10 protein-coding genes and 1 pseudogene are annotated in these 18,880 nt (G+C 62.7%); 3 read left to right on the top strand and 8 right to left on the bottom strand.

Annotated elements, in window-relative coordinates; all coding sequences use genetic code 11:
- From L810_RS16505 to L810_RS16495, 3 genes are all read left to right on the top strand, one after another.
- Positions 1-3,560, top strand: a 3,560-nt coding sequence (locus tag L810_RS16505; protein ID WP_051392274.1) for a DUF4132 domain-containing protein, incomplete at its 5' end; no start/stop codon positions are given.
- Positions 3,561-3,602: 42 nt separating this feature from the next.
- Positions 3,603-4,349: a lysozyme inhibitor LprI family protein gene (locus L810_RS49085; RefSeq protein ID WP_021159412.1), complete on the top strand. Its 747-nt coding sequence runs from the start codon at positions 3,603-3,605 to the stop codon at positions 4,347-4,349.
- Between the two features lie 77 nt (positions 4,350-4,426).
- Complete coding sequence (locus L810_RS16495; RefSeq protein ID WP_042974990.1) at positions 4,427-5,485, top strand: hypothetical protein; 1,059 nt, start codon at positions 4,427-4,429, stop codon at positions 5,483-5,485.
- Between the two features lie 13 nt (positions 5,486-5,498).
- Here the strand turns inward: L810_RS16495 and L810_RS45255 are convergent.
- The 8 genes and pseudogenes from L810_RS45255 to tssH form a co-directional block, all read right to left on the bottom strand.
- A pseudogene (locus L810_RS45255) lies at positions 5,499-5,768 on the bottom strand (helix-turn-helix domain-containing protein); the annotation flags it as partial.
- 312 nt (positions 5,769-6,080) lie between these two features.
- Positions 6,081-7,091, bottom strand: coding sequence for an IS110 family transposase (locus tag L810_RS16490; RefSeq protein WP_021159410.1), 1,011 nt, complete (start codon positions 7,089-7,091; stop codon positions 6,081-6,083).
- A gap of 206 nt (positions 7,092-7,297) precedes the next feature.
- Positions 7,298-8,065 (bottom strand): hypothetical protein, encoded by a 768-nt coding sequence (locus L810_RS16485; RefSeq protein WP_042974989.1) that lies wholly within the window; start codon positions 8,063-8,065, stop codon positions 7,298-7,300.
- Complete coding sequence (locus L810_RS16480) at positions 8,062-12,759, bottom strand: RHS repeat-associated core domain-containing protein (protein ID WP_021159409.1); 4,698 nt, start codon at positions 12,757-12,759, stop codon at positions 8,062-8,064. Before L810_RS16480 ends, L810_RS16485 begins: the two co-directional genes overlap by 4 nt.
- Positions 12,756-14,054 (bottom strand): hypothetical protein, encoded by a 1,299-nt coding sequence (locus L810_RS48120; RefSeq protein ID WP_021159408.1) that lies wholly within the window; start codon positions 14,052-14,054, stop codon positions 12,756-12,758. The genes L810_RS16480 and L810_RS48120 overlap by 4 nt, the downstream gene beginning before the upstream one ends.
- Before the next feature lie 16 nt (positions 14,055-14,070).
- Entirely contained in the window at positions 14,071-14,694 is a 624-nt protein-coding gene (locus L810_RS16470) for a hypothetical protein (protein ID WP_021159407.1), read from the bottom strand.
- Between the two features lie 56 nt (positions 14,695-14,750).
- Positions 14,751-17,024 carry a type VI secretion system Vgr family protein gene (tssI, locus tag L810_RS16465; protein WP_021159406.1) on the bottom strand — a complete coding sequence of 758 codons (2,274 nt, stop codon included), beginning with the start codon at positions 17,022-17,024 and terminating at the stop codon, positions 14,751-14,753.
- On the bottom strand, positions 17,021-18,880 hold a 1,860-nt coding region (gene tssH, locus L810_RS16460), incomplete at its 5' end, for a type VI secretion system ATPase TssH (protein WP_042974987.1). The genes tssI and tssH, both read right to left, overlap by 4 nt.

Raw genomic sequence — 18,880 nt, 5'->3', positions numbered from 1 at the left:
CCGCCGCGCCGGCGCCTGCCGCACCCGCCGTCGCCGACAGCGGCGCTCCGCCGTGGCTGATGCACGGCGATCCCGTGCGGCTGTCGCCGCAGATCCTGCGCGAAGCCTATGCGTCCCGCCGTTTTCCCGTCCCGGTGACCGTGCTCGACGTGCGCGCTGCGTGGCTGAAGATCGAAGGCAAGGACGGGTACTCGATCGACATCGGCGCGACCGACGCGACGCTGCGCCCGGCCGCCCAGCGGATGCTCGACCGGCTGGCCGCGCGTACGCCGATCGCCGGGCCGGTGGCGGACGCGCAAGCCGACGCCGTGCTGTTCGCACTGGCGATGACCGTGGGCGACTATCACGGCGAAACCACGATCGGCCGCCCGGTTGCCGACTACCTGGTTGCGCAATACGGATTGACGGGCGCGATCGACATGCTGCTCGACGCGTTGAAAATCCACGTGCACGCCGATTACGACCGTCAGGCGCAGCGCCGCCTCCATCGTTTCTCGACGCATGTCGAAGGCCCGGTGCGCGGGAGCTGGCGCGGGCCGATCGTCGGCGGCGAGGCGGCGCTGCGCGAGCATCTTGCCGCGGCGAGCGAGGCGGACTGGCAGGCCTGCGTCGACAGGATCGAGGCCGCGTTGCCGGCGCTGCACCCGACCCGCCAGCCGATACCCGCACTGTTGTTGCCCGATGTGCCGCAGCTGTCGAATGCGCTGGTGCGCAGGCTGAGCGCTGAACCCGACGTGCCCGAGACACTGCACTGGATGCTGCTGACCGCGACCGATCCCGATGCGATCGCGGTGGCCGGGAGAATCCGGCCGAACAGCTATGGCCGCGAGTTCTGGGGAATGTCGCGGATGGTCGCGACCGTGCTGCGCGAGCGCGGCAGCGCCGCGTTCGACGTGCTCGAACGCGGCGCTGCCGCCGACGAGGCGGGCGACGCGCTCGCCGCGATCGGCACGCCCGACGCGGTGGCTGCGCTGGCGAAGGTCGCCAGCGGTTCGAAGGGCGCGCTCGCGCGCCTGTCGCTGTCGCTCGATCGCTGGCCGCTGGCCGGCATGGTCGCGCTGTCGCGGCTCGTGGCCGCGGGCGGCAAGGATGCCGGGCTGCTGACGCCGAGCCTCACGCGCCTGTTGCGCGCGCATACGGCGCACGTCGACGGGCTGCGGCCGTGGCTCGACGCACCGGCCCAGGCCGTGATCGACAAGCTCCTCGCGCTGCTGGCCGGCCCGGCCGAGGTCGCATCGGCCGAGGAATTGCCGGGTGTGCTGGCCGCGCCCCCCTGGCTTGCCGCGCGGCAGAAGCGGGCGGCTGCGCTCACGCTGGAGCCGCTCGAACTGGCAGCGGTCGAATGCTGGGACGAAGCGAAGCGCAAGCAGGCGAAAACGCCAGACCAGTGGGAAGTGAAGCGGCTCGCCGCGGCGTCGAAGGACACGATGACGCTGATCGACGGCCTCGGTTTCGACGCGAGCAAAAAATACTACGGGCCGCTCGGCGAGGCGGCGGCGAAGGCGATCCGGCACGGTGACGCGCCGGCGTTCGTCGCCGCGTGGCGCGCGATGATCGACGCGCGCAAGCGCGAGCGTTACTTCTGGTACTGGCTGCGCGCCGAATACCTGACGCTGTTGCCGGCCGCGGTGGCCGTCGACATCTGGAACGCGGTGGCAGGCGAACACAGCACGGCGGGCGTGACCCTGCTGATGGCGACCTTCGGCCTGCCCGCGTTGCCCGGCCTCATCGCGACCGTGCGCAACAAGCCGACCGAGAATTTCGGCTACGCGCTGAATTACGGCGCCGTCGAATGCGCGCCGATCGCGGCCCGCGCGTTCGCGAAGCTGAAGACCTTGCGCGACGACGGCCGTGCGTGGCTGCTGAAGTTTCCGGAGCATGCGGCCTGCGGCCTGATCGCACCGTCGCTCGGCAAGCCGGGCGAAGCGCGCGACTGCGCCGGCGCGGCGCTGCGTTTGCTGCAGGCGAACGGCCACGAGGCGCTGCTGATCGACGTCGCCTCGCGCTATGCCGACGACGCGGTGCCGCAAGCGGTGCGCGCCGTGCTCGATGAGAGCCCGCTCGACCGTTTTCCGACCAAGCGCAGCAAGCTGCCCGAATTCTGGCAGCCGCGCGGCTGGCGCCGGCCGGTGCTGAAAAATGGCAAGGCGCTGCCGGACGACGCGCTCGACCATCTCGGCCAGATGCTGACGTTCCCGACCGGTGAAGGCGTCTACGTCGGCATCGATGTCGTGAAGGACGCGTGCACGGCGGAGTCGCTGGCCGATTTCGCGTGGGACTGCTTCAACGCATGGCTCGATGCCGGCGCGCCGGGCAAGGAGGGGTGGGCGCTCACCGCGTTGGGCCTGTTCGGCAACGACGACACCGCACGCAAGCTGACGCCGCTGATCCGCACGTGGCCCGGCGAATCGGCGCATGCACGCGCGGCGACCGGCCTCGACGTGCTGGCCTCGATCGGCAGCGACGTCGCGCTGATGCTGCTGAACGGCATCGCGCAGAAGGTCAAGTTCCGCGCGCTGCAGGACCGCGCGCGAGAGAAGATCGATGCGATCGCGGAAGCGCGCGGGCTGTCGTCCGAGGAGCTGGAGGACCGTCTCGCGCCGGATCTCGGGCTCGACGAACAGGGGACGATGCTGCTCGACTTCGGTCCGCGTGCATTCCGGGTCGGCTTCGACGAGACGCTCAAGCCGTATGTGCGCGAGACCGGCGCCGACGGCGTGGCCGGCGCGCGGCTCGCGGACCTGCCGAAGCCGAAGAAGACCGACGATCCCGTGAAGGGCAAGGAGGCGGTCGAGCGCTTCAAGGTGCTGAAGAAGGATGCGCGCACCATCGCGAGCCAGCAGGTCGCGCGGCTCGAGGTGGCGATGTGCGGGCGCCGCCGCTGGACACCCGAGGTGTTTCGCACGTTTCTCGCCGAGCATCCGCTCGTGCGCCACCTTGTCCAGCGCCTTGTCTGGGGTGTGTACGAAGTCGACGACGGCGGCAACTTCGGCGGCACGCTGCAGGCCTGCTTCCGGGTGGCGGAAGACGGCACGGCGGCGACTGCCGACGACGATGCATTTACGTTGCCGGAGGGCGCGACGATCCGCATCGGGGTGCCGCATGCGCTGGAGATCGCGCCGGCCGATGCCGCCGCATTCGGGCAGGTGTTCGCCGACTACGAGCTGCTGCAGCCGTTCGCGCAGCTCGGTCGCGACGTGTACCGGCTGACCGACGACGAGCGCAACGGGCGGCAGCTTGAACGCTGGAAGGGCGTCAAGGTGCCGACCGGCCGCGTGCTCGGGCTCGTCAACAAGGGCTGGCGGCGCGGCCAGGTCGAGGATGCCGGCTGCATCTGGTATTTCACGAAGCCGCTCGGCGCGGGCAAGGTGATCGAACTGTCGCTGGACCCGGGGATCTTCGTCGGGGCGGTCGACATGAATCCGGATCAGCAACTTGGCGCGTTGCAGGCCGGTTCGCCGTCGAACTGGGGCAGCATTCGCGAACCCGATGCGCTGTCGACGCTCGACGATATCTCGGCGAGCGAGTTGATCCGCGATCTGGAGGGGATGCGGGAGTAACACGTGACCATTGCATGACCATTCACCTTCATCCCATTCGACATGAAGACAACGATTGCCCTCCGGACGCTGGCCCGCATCGCACTGCTGCCGGCGTCCTTCTGGTTCGCCGGCACCGTATACGCCGCGTCCTTCAATTGCCATCTGGCCAGACAACCGGCGGAGCAAACGATATGCGCCGTCCCCGAGTTGTCGAAACTCGACGATCAGCTCGCGATCGCGTGGTCGCTTGCGCCGCAACGCGTTGACCGGTCGCACGGCGACTCCGGCCTCAATGGACTGAAGCGCGATCAGCGCGGCTGGCGAAGCCAACGGGATGCCTGCGGACGAGACGTCGACTGCCTGCGTACCAGCTATCTCCGGCGGCTGCAGCAGCTTTCCCAGCCCAACCCCGAAATCGTGCTCGACATCAACGACTTCCACTGGTCGCAAACGTGGACGCTCCTGGAGATTTCGTCCAGGCCGTTGCCGCGCAATCGCGGCGGAATCATCATGATTCACCTCAACCCGTATGCCGATGCGGCACGGCTGACGTTCGACGCGTCGTCGTGGAACGGTGAAAACAGTGGACGGGAATACAAGGCAGACGCCGTCGTGCGGGCCGACGGCAAGGCATTCCACGTGGGCGCCGACGGCTGCCAGCTCGATTTCGCCATTCACGGTGCGCAGATGGAAGTCGAACAGCGCGGTCAATGCGGGACCGTGCTCGGCCACGGCAACGACGTGGATTTTCAGGGCACGTATATCGACGAGGAGCACGCGCCGAACAAAGGCTTCCAATTTGAATGACCGTCTGAACCGCACGTCTGCAAACCGACACGCCGACCGCCTCGGTCACGCCTGTCGCCCATTCGCCCGTTCATGCCATGCCAACCATGACGCAGCTGACACCTGAACTCCTTGCCGTCCTGCACCGGCCCGTCCTCGACGAAACCGATCTCTTCACGCTGGACGACTTCTTCGCACTGGCCGAAGTCGACGAACTGCGTGCGCAGGCGCAGGATCGTCGCCGCGCCGACGCGATCCTGCACGCGTGTGCGGCCGAACTGCCGGCGCTGCATCCGAATCGCGCGGCGTTGCTGGCGTTGCTCGGTGGCGCGATCGTCGAGGGTGGGGCCGATCCGCGCATCCTGTTTCCGGCCGCGCTGGCAAGGCTTGGGGCGTGGCTGCCTGAACTCGCGCCGTTTTGCGCAAGGGCAGTCGAGGATGACGACGACGGCGCCACCGACGACGAACGGCTCAACTGGCATGCCGCCCGGCAACGGCTCGATGCGCTCGACGGGCGACAGGGCCGGGAAATCGATGCGTTGCGGGACGCGGTCGATACGCTCGTCCTGCCGCTGATGGCGATGCTGATGCGCGATCGCGACAATCACGGCGATCTCGTGGCCGACACCGCGCTGCAGGCGTTGCTGGAGCGGATCACCGACAACGACAGTTTGCCGTTCGATCAGTTGCACTTTCTGTGTGCAGCGTCGGCGTTGAGCTACGAACCGGAGTGCGTCGTCGTGCTGCCGGCTTCCGGCACGGGCTTCGTCGCCAGTGCGCATGCGGTCAACAACACGTTCCATGCGTTCACGCTGCTTCAGCGCCTGATCGGCGAACATGCGCGGACGCTGCGCGTCGGCAAGTCGATCGCGCCGAGGAGCGGCGACGAAGATCAGGATTCGTCGGAGTTTCACTGGCTGCAGGCGCATGCGTACGCGAACGGCGTGCTGGTCGACAATCTGGCGCTCGCATGGGGCGAAGCGCCGTTGCGCAGCCACCGCAAGCACGGTAAATGCGTGCTGATCGCGCTGGAGACGGAAGAGGGTATCAAGAGGAGCTGGAACGGCTTCAATGGCGCCTGTCATCCGGCGCAGAACCCGTCCGTGACGCTGGTGCGGTTCCTGACGCCGGAGGAAGTGGCCGCGTATCTGGTTTGATGCGGCGGGCTAAATCGGCGTAGCGAGCGCGGATGATCGACGGCGCCCGGTCGGCCGTCATGCTGTCCAATCGATTGTTGCTGGGCTTCGCGCGCCGTTGAGACACGAGGCCTTGCGGCCCGTGCTCACGCAGTCGGCCGACCAGTCGCCGAATCTGCCGCGTTGTTAGCCCGAGTCGCTCGGCCGCGCGTCCGGGCTTGAGTCCCATGTCCACCACGGCCTGGATTACCTTCAGACGGTCGAGTTCTCGCATGTTCAGTGTCACCAGTGCACCTGGATACATGGCCGGCTCCGTGGTCCCGCAAAGAGCCGGTAAGCTTACCGAGGTCCAAACACGACATTTCTTATATGGTCGCCTCCCATTTGCAAGGCAATTTTGATCGTGGCGAGGAGGGTGGTTGCGGACTTATATCCGGACTCGATCGCAGGACGTGTCTGCCGGCCCCGATGGATTTCGCCGCAAGGTTCCTAATCTAAATAGCGGACTCTAGGTCCGAGAAATGTCTCAGGCTTGCCCTTGCGCGGTCCAACCTGTCTTGCCATCTTTCAGCATCACCTGTGCAACCGTGGATGGGATAAAGGGATTGAAGCTTGACTACTGCGACGGTGCTGCCTCATACGTTCGGCCATGCGCCAGCAGCGCCCAGATTGTTCGCGCCATCTTGTTTGCGAGTGCAACAGCAACGACGTTCGTTGGTCGTCGGGACAGCATCTGATGCAAACGCTCCGGCAAGTGCTTTGAGCTCGAGATGACCGATCGCGCGCCGTGGATCAGCAGCGTCCGCAGATAAACGTCACCGCGTTTGCTGATCCCACCGAGCTTGATCTTGCCTCCCGAACCGTTCTGCCGCGGCACGAGACCGAGATAGGCGGCAAACTCCCGCCCCGAGCGAAACGTTCTTGCCTGTCCAATGACCGAAACCGCGGCAGTTGCCGTGAGTACGCCCACGCCCGGAATCTCCGAGATGCGCAGGCATGCATCGTCGTTGCGCCGCCAACTGAGAATGCGTTGCTCGATCCGAGCAATCTGCTCATCGAGCGCACGGAGTCGCGAAAGCTGATCCTGCAGGCTGTCTAGCAGCATGGCCGGCAACTCGTCGGCCAGTGACGCCAGCGCGGCTTTGGCGGCTTCGATCGATGCACGACGGCCTTGAGGCAACACGACGCCGAACTCGTAGAGCAATCCGCGAAGTTGGTTGACCTGCATGACGCGAATCCGGACCAGTTGCTGGCGTATCCGGTGCATCGCCAGCATGGCCTGCTGGTCTTCGGTCTTAACGGCCACGAACCGCATGCCGGGACGCTGGGCAGCTTCCCAGATCGCCGCGGCGTCAGACGCATCATTCTTGTTAGACTTCACAAACGGCCGCACGAACTGAGCTGCGATGAGCCGCACGTCGTGGCCAAGCCGTGCCAGGACCCGGGCCCAATGATGAGCGCTGCCACAAGCCTCCATAACGACGCGACTCGCCGGCCGGTTGGCGAAGAACGGCGCGAGCTGGGCACGTTTGAGTACCTTGCTGTGAATCGCGCCGGTTTCAGGCTCGACATAATGAATCTGGAAAACGCGCTTGGCCAGATCGATGGCAATGGTTGTGGGTTCCATTTGGTTCTCCTTGGCGGCTGGGCTGCCGAAACAGCAATGTCGCATGCTCTGGACGCGAGATTGCGGCGCCGGACGGCCCGTTGAGGCGGGAGGCGACCATTCCATCTAAAAAGCTACTACAATCGGTCATGCTGATAATTCACGTTATGTAAAATATAAGATCTGACAGAAGATCCGGCAACCTTGATGGGTCTACCAGGCACTCGTCACATGTCGACTGCAATCACACCCTTGACCAGGAATGCCTGTAACCAGCAAGGTGATTCACTGCCTGCTATCGTCCGGCGAAAGTTCTCTAGTTCGATTTCACATTCGTCGCCTGTGTATTTCAGGCGCGCACGTTTGCCCTCGAAATTCTCAACGTCAATAGTTCCTCCGACATCGACAGCATCCCCCATCACTGGTGTCAACTCGTCGAGCCTGAGCAGATGCATTTCGCCACCGTCGGCGCTCCGAATACCACTGGTGAGCGAAAATCTGGCACGCAGTGCAGGCGCAGGCGCTCGACTCCAGTCTGCCCATTCGATGACTCTTTGAAGTCGTAAATCGGCCTGGTATGACGGCTCGACGAGTGGAAACTCGCATCGGTATGCTGGAAAGACGGTATACATATGTTCGCCGAGCGCATCAGTTTTTTCGGTGAGCGATCCGTTGATCAGCGACGAATGGACAAGTACCCCGAGATCGAAAGTCGTGTCGCGTAAGGCGATATTCGGAAACAGTCCAATCGGGTTTGCGTCATTCACGGCATCGAGTTGCGAGCTGGTGAATTCACTGAGGAAAGACGGAATTTCACGTGGATCGGACCTGCGCGATGTGGTGTAGTGAATCTTGCAACCTCGATCGCCGATGAAGCGGAGATAATATTCGAACGTATCACGATCGAATGCCTTCCAGCAAAAGATGCCATCCCCTTTCTGCTCGGGAGCCGGCTCCAGGGCGCTCAGGAAGCGGCGTTCGAATTCCTGTGTCATGGCTTGTATTTGTCTCCGGTTGGAACATCGTAATCGTACGCGCTTCCTTTCGCGGAGTTGGCACTACGACCCATTGCGACAAGGTTGTCTGGATCGTCATGGAAAGCATCTCGAGTGGCTCGATCTGTGTTGCAACCGGGCGGGTAACGCTTGGTCTCAGTAACGGGGCCGTCCGGAAATGGACTTCGTCGCTCGATGGTTGCGCCCTTGTTATACATTTGCGCGGCTGAGACGTGGTGATCGTACGTCAAGTTGGTGATCTTGTTGCCATTGGCATCGAGTGCGTACGATCCATCGGGCTCCTTTTTGTAGTACGGAATTCTCGTGCCATTGCCATCCACCCAATTTAACTGGTCCCGCTGGGCAACCAAGCCGGCCGGGTTTTTATTCGGGTCGACCGGCAAGCCGCTGATATCGCCCTCTCGTGCCCACTTCTTGCCTTCGACCGTATATCGCTTGATCATTTCGAGATGTGTTTCCTGCGAATAGTCGCCACGGAACTCGGTTTCCCTTGATCTCAAGCGGGGGAATTTGTCGATGCTTTCCTTGACGTTGTCACGCTCGTCAGTTATCAGCTTGATCTGACGGTTTAAATTTATATCGTTACCTGATTCAAGCCAGTCGTTCTTCTCCAGCAACTTTCCTCGTTTTGCGTTGAGTGCATCCAGCCTCTGCTTCAGCTTCGAAATTGCTGCTTCGTACTCTGCTTCCTTGGCAAGGCGAGCCTGTTCGCGTTTGCTCTGTTCCCGCATCGGGCCGGCTGCCGTCGTTTCGTCTGGAGCATGGTGGGCGCTTTCCTCATTTGCATCGTGCAACGCTGTCAGGCCAAGCACATCTACCGTACCGACAGGATTGGAGGGGTACGCATAGAGGTTGATCCCGCCTGCCAATCCGATCGGATCGGACTGCAAATACCGTCCCAGCGATGGGCTGTACGATCGAAACCGGTTGTAGTGCAATCCGCTGTCACGGTCCAACAAATGACCTGGCCAACGCAAATCGTAATCGACCGAATTCTCCTCCGCGACATGGATGGTTCCGTATGGATCGATGTCCTTAGCGAGCCATGCCGGTGCCCCGCTGGCATCTTCGATGCGCTCGGGCATGCCTACCTGGTTGCAGAAGACGTAATACACGCGCCCCGACTCTGGAGATGCATCGATATCAGGATAGTCAATGAACAGAAACGGGACGAGCGACTCCGTGTGGGCATAAACGAAAATCCGCAAATTTCCGTTCGATTCGAGTTGTGCGGCCAACCGGTCTTCGTCCCAGTAATACTCGGTCTGACGATCCCCCGTTCCTGCACGAGTCTGTCGACACAAGCCGTCGTATTTCGCGGTCCACACTTCATTTCGATCGCTCCATTCGATCCTGACCAGCAGGTCCATGCTGTCATAGTGATACAAGGTACGTCGACCATTGCCCACGATTGCTTCACAAAGATGGTTGCGCTCGTTGTATCGGAATTGGCCACGCGACGTTGTCGACAAACGATTTCCACTGGTATGGCGTAGCCAAGAACACGTCGGCGTCGACAGAAGGTTCCCCGCTGCATCATAGGTGTACCGGCGGGTTTGCCAACCGTCCTGCACCTCGCCGATCAAGCGATGTGCGCCATCGTATTGATATTGGGTGTCTCCCTTGGCGCTGTCCGTTACGCGCTGAAGCTCGCCCGTTCCGCTATATTCGTATTCGACTTGGTGAATCATTGAGGAATGGTCAGTGCGCCACATAATGCGCCCCGTGCAGCGCCCAAGATCGTCGAACGTGTAGCAAGCGTGCGTGCCATTTCCCAATAGCATTAGAACCCGACCGTCTCTGCCACGTTGCAGACTGTGAACGCCGCCAACCGGTGTTCCGATCGACGTCTCCCCATTGGCGGCAGACGTGTAGCTGACTTCAAATCTGTTGAAGTAGATGGTTCGTCTCAATCGATTGCCGTCGTAGTGGTGCTCAACGCCCAAGCCGTCCCGCTTGTCCGAAGTCCGTCTCCCCTGCCCGTCAAACGTGCGAGTGATCTCGTGTGCCTCGGTCGATGCCTTGGTGTGGTGACCGAAGTGGTCGTATTCGTAGATATGTTTGCCGCCGGACGACAATGTTCTGGTGCTAGGCAAGCCGTTTTCTCCGATTGCAAGCTTAAGCAGCCAGTTGCCTGCGCCGTCGTACTTCTCGATCATTCGATCACCATCGTCGTAGACATACTGCTCCCGCAATCGACCATGTCGAACGACAGTTGTAATTCGGTTCTTGAAATCGTAACCGTAGGATGTCTCGTTGTTGTTCGCGTCGGTAATCGATGCAAGTTCCCGGCGAGATGTGTATCGATAACGAATCGTTTCGCCGAGTGAATTTTGCTCGCTAGCCAGCAGATTCCACGAGCAACGGGTAAAGCTGGTCACGGCGCCGTCTCGATCGAATTGACGAAGCAGATTTCCGCTCGCGTCGTATTCAAAGCGCTCGACATAATCTCCTTTTCCGATGCGTCGGAGCAATCGGCCGGCAGCGTCGCGAGATTCTCTTTCGTCGATAACGTGCCGCATGCGTGCGCTGCCGATTCGCTGTGCGCAGACGTTGATTTGATATGGGAGCATCACTGTTTCGGCCGTGTCCGAATCGCTGACGCTTCCCCATATCAAACAACGCATCGAGTTCGGTACTTCGTGCGCCAGGGGATTCGGTAACTTTGGCAATTGGTCCTTTGCTGGCCACAGATTGCCAAATCGATCGAGGCGGCCGAAATTGCCGTCACGTGCATCGTACAGCCAACGTAGTGTGCGGCCGCCCGAGTCAATTTCGTCGGTGATGTACCCGTATGGGCCCAATACGTATTCGGTCGCGCAGCCATACGGATCGACGACATGCGTGATTGTTCCTGCATCGTTATAGAGAATCGTCCACTTCCCGCCATCCCCTTCCGTGACGATCGTGCGACCGGGGCGGTACTCGAATTCAACCCGCCACATGTCATCCTGGCCGGCACTCGCAATGCAGTGCCCCGTGCTGTCATAGCGATAGAAGAATGCATATCCGTCCGGACCGATGAGCCGAGTGATTCGGTTTGCATGATCATATTCAAGCACCGAAACTGCATCGAGTGGACTGTGGCTTTTGACCAGACAACCTTTTGCATCGTATTCGTACCGGGCAATACAGCTGACCTGTCCGCCGACGTCGGTCAGGGCGACCTTGGTGATTCGGCCGAGTTGATCGTATTCGAATGATGCGATGCGTCGAGTACGACCATTGGCATCCATTTGCGTGACATTGTCGATGCCTTTTTCGATGTTCCATTTCAGGACACTGCGCTGCCCGCCTTGGACACATGCGACACAACGAAGCGACTGTCCCATCGAGCCGGTTCGCTCAAACTCGATCTCCCCTTCCGCCGCATGTCGCAGGATGAATCGCCGATCCTGAACTTGTTCGATCTCGTACCCATCGCAGTATCCTTCATAGACGCCATCGGCCCTTCTTGGAAACGCATACTCGCTACCGCGTGGATCGGTGTAAACGGCGCGTGTACGTAAGAGACGCAACTCGTGCTGCCACGTGTGCCGAAAACCATATCCCAATTTATCGCTATATCGATTCAGCCCGCTACTGTAGTGTCGTCCCCACTTGAACGGTACGATTTCGTCGGTTTTATAATCCGTGAAATCGTTGCGTACATCCCCTGTAACGGGATTGATCGGCTCGCCCCTGAACTCACACTTCAGTTCCTGAAGGCGTTTCGGCAATTTCGGTTCGATTTTCTTCCCGATCCCATGCTTCGCCCCATGCCACATCATCTGCGAGTCTGGCAGCGGAAACCCGCCGATCAACACTGTCGGGTTCCCCAGCAGCAATGTCCCCATGCTCGGTTCGATACCAGGATCCTTGCCCATCAGGTTGCCGAGCATCATGAACGCGAGATCCGCGGCAGTCTGCGCGGCCATCATCGCCGCCGCGCCGATCTCCCCTTGAGACGCGTCATCAGCCGCAGTCGCCGCCCCTGACGCCGGCCCGAGCGCCGCGTTACCAACCGACCACGCCTTCCCTGCTCTCCCCAACGCGTTTGCCCGACCCGTCACCTCTTCGCTTTTCTCCGCAGCGCTCGCAGCCTTCCCACCGGACTTTCCGATATGCCCCATCGGGTTGCAGTGCCGCGTCATGTCGATTCCCATGCGCGCGGCACGCATTCCGCCGATGAACGTATTGCTCGATCCGGTCTGAATGTCGAAGTAAGGCGTCAATCCGCCGCAAGTCGGCGCATAGCCGATATCCAGCACGCGGGCGGCCGGAATACCGCCGATCAACACGCTCAAACAACCGCTACCGATCGTCAGGCCGACGCTGGGCAACGGAAAGCCGTTGCTCGGCGGATGGGCATGCGCATGCGGCGTGCCGAGATGAGGAACGCCGATCGTCGCAGCCGGCATCCCCGGCATTTTGTCGAGCAGCGGGATCTGCGCAATACCCGTATTGAGCAACTGCGACGGCATGCTCTGGACGGAGGCAAGCGCATTCACCGCCTCGCTGACATGGTGGATTGCGCCGCCTTCCGACGAGAACGTCTGCTTGAACGGATCGAAGGTCGACTTGACCGTACCGAGCAGCGAATCGCACGCGGTGTCGGTCCTGGATTCAGACGGCGCGGTATGGCTCTCGGTGGGCGCGGACGCACGCGTCAAACGGCTTGCCGTTTCACTCACGGTCGTGCCCTCTCGTTTCCCGCCATTGTGTCGCGCATGCCCGGCGTCATGGCGCCTCGCAACCGGGCCATGTAGTGCGGATCCTTTTCGAGTTCGTACGCCCTCGCCTCGGTTTTCAGTCCGGCGTTTCCATAAAGCGATACGAGCCGATCGAGGAGGTTGATGCGCTGCCGTTCGCAGCCGAACTTCTCGCACAAGCCCTTCGCGACGATCCAGCTTTTCGCGGCTTCCGCCGCCTGCCCACATGCCAGCAACGCGACACCGCCCTTCTCCATCGCCTCGATCTTCGTGTGCACGAGCATCAGCCTGCCGGCAGCACCGCTCGCCAGATCGAAATAGGTCGCCGCCTTTGCGTGCTCGCCGAGTGTGTTGCAACAGCCACCCGTCGCCATCAGCGCGTTGAGTACGACCAGCAGATTCCGGCCATCGAGCGCGGCAGGCAGCGCGCGCAGGTACCAGTCCTTTGCATCACGCGGCGACCCATGACGCAGCGCCACGTCACCCAGTCCGTGCAACGCGACTGCGCAACCGGTCGAATCCTTCCGCTCCGCATGAAACGAAAAGAGCGCGTAGTACTTGCGCTGCGCGTCGGGCAGCCTGCCATGCGCAAGGTCGATCCCGGCAATCTGCATCAAGGCGCCCATGCGCTGCTCGATCGGATGGGCCGCATCGTTTGCAATGTCGACCAGATGGCGGGTCGCCTTCTCTGACGAGAAATCGACCGGAAGAATCAGTACATGCTCGGCCTTTCTGTCGCGTGCAAGCGGAATCAGGCACGGATGCTTCCGGTCATCTCGGATACAGAATCGATGTCCTTCCATCCATTCCTCAAAGCCGTTCAGCGCCAGGCATTGCAGCACCAACTTCGCGAATCCGCCGAAATCGCCAAGCGGTGACGGCAACCACGCCCAGACGACCTTGGTACCTTCCGGCATCAGCGTGCGAACGTGCGTGAAGGCATCGCGCAGCCGTGTTGCCGGCGCGCGCCTCGGATCGGTGCAGGTCAGCGGCAACGGTAGCCAGCCTGTTTCGCCACGCTCGACGCGCGCGCTGCTCGCTTCGTCGATCTGACGTGCAAGTGCCTCCATGCAGGTCTGCAAATACGCTTCGGCAGAGTCGCAAGGAAACGGAAAATTCAGGAATACCGCATCGCCGACTCGTTCGTCGAGCGATTGAATCATCTTGAGAACCGGCACGATGTCGTTATCGGTCGCTTCGATCAACAACGTCGGATCGTCAGGTTGATCGATGAACGCTTCGATCGAAGATTCGATGGCGGCGAATTCGCGATGCATGGCGTCAGGCTGCCTCTCAGTTCAGACGCACGTACCGGCTGCGCACCACGGTGTCCGCCTCGGTCCGGATATCGACACCGCCTCGCCCGCCCTCCAGTTCGAGCGACTGCGCACTCAACCGCAGCTTGCCGGCGACTTCGATGTTCACGTTTCGGTTCAGCAGTGTGACGACAGGCCCGTCAGGCGAGGCCCGCACCTGCAACAGCGGGCAGCCCGATGCATCCGCGATCTGCACGCACTTGCCGGCTTCAAGGGAAAGCGCCATCGCGGGCTCGACCACCGGCTGTACCGGATCACCATGCCCTTTCCGCATCAACAGCCCGGCGATCAGGTACTCGGGCCAGTTCGCCGGCGATTGCAGCAGCACACGATCGCCGATGCGAGGCTTCACGCCGTCCACGCATTCGAGCCAGCGCTCGCATGTCGTGTCGTCCCGCAATGCCCACTTCACGCGAATGAGGCCCATCGCATCGGGATGGTGCGTATCAGTCACTTCGCCGATCATCGTCGATGATTCGCGGCGCTCGGCAGGCGTTGTCCGATCCGGCACCGGATCGTTGTCGAACAACCGGCGCAGCGCTTCGATCGTTTCCGCTTCGAGCGTTTCATCAACCGTCAATTGATCCGATTCGTTTTCCATCGAATGTCTCCCATGCTTCGTATGCCATCAGGCAACCGGCAGGCTGCCGGTCGAAATCAATTGATGTGGGCAATCGTTCCCTGGATCGTCACGCCGGAACCGTCGAGCGTGATGGAGCCGCCGCCAGTCGCCAGGACGATCTTCGTCGCATTGACGTTGACGTTGCAGCTGCTCTTGCCGTTGTCGATATTCACCGTCGGTGCCTGAAGATTGGCGGTCGATTTACCTGAAAGATTGAGATCGTTCTCGCCGTAAATCGTCACGCCTTTCGCATAGCCGGAGATGCTCACGCCCTTGTCGTATCCGGCGATGTCGACACCGCCGCCCTGACCGGTAATGCCGACACCGACATCGCTCGCGAGTCCGCCAATCAGGACCCCGACGTTATCCTTGTTGATCGACACGCCGCTTTTTCCGGCCCCCATGTCGATATACTTGCCGGCCGCCAATGACGCGACCTGAGCCACGTCGACGGAGTGGCTTCCCGTATTGACCTTCGTCGCATACGACCCGGTACCGACAACATGCGTGCTGTTCCCCTCGACGAAGACGTCATGCGTACCGGTGACAACGGCGAGGTTGTGATTCCCCTTCGTCACCGTATGCGAACTGTTGCCATCGACCGACACGCTGCGGTTCCCCGTCACCCCATGCGTCTCATTCGCCCCGATCTGCGCGACCCGGTTCTGCCCGATATTCACCGTCTCGTTCTGCCCCACGCTCCGTTGCCGGTTGTTCTTCACCTGCATCGTCTCGTCGTTTCCGACCGTATGCGTATGGTTGTTCCCGACGGAAAGCGAATGATCGAGCTCCGTCTCCGCATCGAAATTCCGTTCCGCATGCATCCACAGCTGCTCGGCGCCCTTCTTGTCCTCGAACCGGAACGCATTCGCATGCTCGGTCGTCCCGCCCGGTGACGAGCGCGACAGCAACCCGCTCTGCGTCGCGCTCCCCGGCAGCCCCCACGGCGGCATCTTTTCGCCGTTGTAAACCCGCCCGGTCACGATCGGCTCATCGGGATCGCCGTTCAGGAAATCCACGACGACCTCGTCGCCTACCCGCGGAATTTGCACCCCCCCGAATCCACCGCCCGCCCAAGGACTCGACACCCGCACCCAGCACGACGAATCCTGATTGCTTTGCCCATACCGATCCCACCGGAACTGCAGCTTCACGCGCCCGTATTGATCGGTCCAGATTTCCTCCCCCGGCGGCCCGACCACGGTGGCCGTCTGCGGCCCGTTGGTGCGCGGCCGCGGCGTATCGCGCGGCGACCGGTAAGGCAGGCTCGACGGCTGCACGAGCATCATCGTCTGATGCACGACAGCCTCCGCGCCCTGATCGCTCGCATACGCGTTCTCCTGGAAACGGTACTGGCACCGCACGATCAGGTATTCGCGGTTCTGGTCCGCACGCGGACAATGCGCCAACGTGAACAGGTAACCCGGCGCAGCACCGCGCACATCGGTATCGGCACTCGCCCGCTCATGCTCAGCCTGCTGCTCCTCGAGCCGCACGCGGCTGTAATGCGCACCGGGCGCATCGTCGCGATACCCGCCCGGCCACTCGAACGAAGCAAAGCTATCGTGATCATGACCACGCGGATCGACCTTCTGTGACGAAAGATCGGCGCGCGGCTTCGTGTAGTCGTAGTCGGTGGTCTGGTGCTTGCCGACGCTCACTTCCTGCGCGGGCAGCCAGCCGTCGATATGCTCCTCGTCAGCGATCGCGGTGCGGTCACGCGCGATGTACGGAATCGTCTCGTAGCCGGGCAGCGCCGTGTGCGACGACATCGCGTCGCTGAGCATCAGCGTATGCGTGTCCTCCGCATGCCGGAACCAGTAATAAATGCCCTCGAACTCCATCAGCCGCGACACGAACGCGGCGTCGGTCTCGTTGTATTGCACGCAGTACTCGCGCGGCACGTACGTTTCCGTGAGGTGGTTCTCGATCGGAAAGCCGTACGTCGACAGAACCTCCTGCACGATCTCAGGCACGGTCTTGTTCTGGAAGATCCGGCAATCGGAGCGGCGCGTCGCGAGCCACAGCCACGGGCGCACGATCAGCTCGTAGCCGTAGTACCGCTCGGCGCGTCGCCCGGCGAGCGATGCGCGCGCCACGATGCCGTTCAGGTAGCGCGTCGACAGATCCTGCTGTTCGATCCGGACCGTCACGGGCTTGCCGAGCATGTCCTTCAGCGACAGGCTGTGACTGTCGGCGAGCGCCTCGATCCGGAATTCGAACAGCCGGCCGAGTTCGTCGCTGCCGTCGAGCGTATGGAACTTGAGGTCGTCGCCGTGCGGGCTGTCGAGTGTGAATACGCGATTCAAGTCGTCTCCTCCTCGTCGAACCGGTATGCGAATTCGCCGTCGGCTGCGCTCAGTTCGATCGACGACAGCGTGCGGCCTTCGAGCGTGGCCTGCAGGATCGCGCGGCCGATGCGCGGCATCACGGTATGCGTGAGGATCGCGTCGACCATCCGGCCGCCGGATTCGATCGTCCGGCACCGCTCGACGACCAGTGCGGTCGCCGCGTCGGTGCAGCGCAGCCGGATACCGTGGTGCGCGTCGATCCGCTGCTCGATCCGTCGCAATTGCAATGCGACGATGCGCGCGAGCGTCGCGTCGGTCAGCGGGTAGTACGGCACGACGGTCAAGCGGCCGAGCAGTGCGGCGGGAAACACGTCGAGGAGCGGCGCGCGCAGTGCATCGGCGAGCGTCTGCACGTCGGGCAGGCGCTCGGGATCGCGGCACAGCTGCATCACGCGCTCGGCGCCGACGTTCGACGTCAGCAGGATCACCGTATGCCGGAAATCGATGTCGCGCCCTTCGCCGTCCTCCATCCAGCCCTTGTCGAACACCTGGAAGAAAATCTCGTGCACGTCGCGATGCGCCTTCTCGATCTCGTCGAGCAGCACGACGCTGTACGGGCGCCGTCGCACGGCCTCGGTGAGCACGCCACCCTGCCCGTAGCCGACATAGCCGGGCGGCGCGCCCTTCAGCGTCGACACGGTATGCGCCTCCTGGAATTCGCTCATGTTGATGGTGATCGCATTGTGTTCGCCGCCGTACAGCGTGTCGGCCAGCGCGAGCGCGGTTTCGGTCTTGCCGACGCCGGACGGCCCGCACAGCAGGAACACGCCATGCGGCTTCTTCGGGTCGTCCAGCCTGGCGCGCGCGGTCTGGATGCGCTCGGCGATCAGTTCGACCGCGTGCTTCTGGCCGACGACGCGTTCGCCGAGCGTATCGGCGAGCTTCAGCACGGCCTGCGTTTCGTCGCGCACCATCCGGCCGAGCGGAATGCCGGTCCAGTCGGCGACGACTGCGGCCACGGCGTGCGTGTCGACGGCGGGCAGCACGAGCGGCGCATCGCCCTGCAGCTCGGCCAGCGCCTGCTGGGCGGCCGACAGACGGGTTTGAGCGGCGACGCGCGCGTCGGCGTCGAGCACGTGCGACGGGTCGTCGTCGAGCAGCAGCGCGCGGGCATCGACGATCGCCGTCAATGCGTCGCGTTCGGTCTGCCAGCGCGTGTCGAGCCGGTCGAGTTCGGTCCGGGCGGTGACAATGTCGTGATCGATCGCATCGCGCCGCGCGGTATCGCCGGTGCCGAGCGCGCATTCGCGCCCGATCCGCTCCTGTTCGACGCCCAGGCTGTCGATGCGGCGGCGCGCATCCTCGATCGGCGCGGGCACCGCGTGCTGGCTGACGGCGACGCGCGCGCAGGCCGTGTCGAGCAGGCTGATCGCCTTGTCCGGCAACTGGCGCGCGGGAATGTAACGGTGCGACAGCGTGACGGCGGCCTGCAGCGCGTCGTCGAGCACGAGCACGCGGTGATGCGCCTCGAGCTTCCCGGCCAGACCGCGCAGCATCGTCAGCGCGGCCGCCTCTTCCGGTTCGTGCACGTGCACGAGCTGGAAGCGTCGCGTCAGCGCCGGGTCCTTCTCGATGTACTGCTTGTACTCGGACCACGTGGTCGCGCCGATCGTGCGCAGCAGGCCGCGCGCGAGCGCGGGTTTCAGCAGGTTCGCGGCGTCGCCGGTGCCGGCCGCCCCGCCCGCGCCGACGAGCGTGTGGACTTCATCGATGAACAGGATCGCCGGCCGCTCGGACGACATCGCCTCGTCGATCACGCCGCGCAGCCGGCTCTCGAACTCGCCCTTCACGCTCGCGCCGGCCTGCAGCAGCCC

The sequence above is a fragment of the Burkholderia sp. AU4i genome, from assembly GCF_000466765.1.
GTDB classification, from domain to species: Bacteria; Pseudomonadota; Gammaproteobacteria; order Burkholderiales; family Burkholderiaceae; genus Burkholderia; species Burkholderia cepacia.
This window is presented reverse-complemented; position numbering and strand designations above follow the sequence as displayed.

Excerpts from the sequence above, each read along its gene's own strand:
- L810_RS49085 (WP_021159412.1), top strand. The coding sequence starts at position 3,603 with ATGAAGACAACGATTGCCCTCCGGACGCTGGCCCGCATCGCACTGCTG.
- L810_RS16495 (WP_042974990.1), top strand. The coding sequence starts at position 4,427 with ATGCCAACCATGACGCAGCTGACACCTGAACTCCTTGCCGTCCTGCAC.
- L810_RS16490 (WP_021159410.1), bottom strand. The coding sequence starts at position 7,091 with ATGGAACCCACAACCATTGCCATCGATCTGGCCAAGCGCGTTTTCCAG.
- L810_RS16485 (WP_042974989.1), bottom strand. The coding sequence starts at position 8,065 with ATGACACAGGAATTCGAACGCCGCTTCCTGAGCGCCCTGGAGCCGGCT.
- L810_RS48120 (WP_021159408.1), bottom strand. The coding sequence starts at position 14,054 with ATGCATCGCGAATTCGCCGCCATCGAATCTTCGATCGAAGCGTTCATC.
- L810_RS16470 (WP_021159407.1), bottom strand. The coding sequence starts at position 14,694 with ATGGAAAACGAATCGGATCAATTGACGGTTGATGAAACGCTCGAAGCG.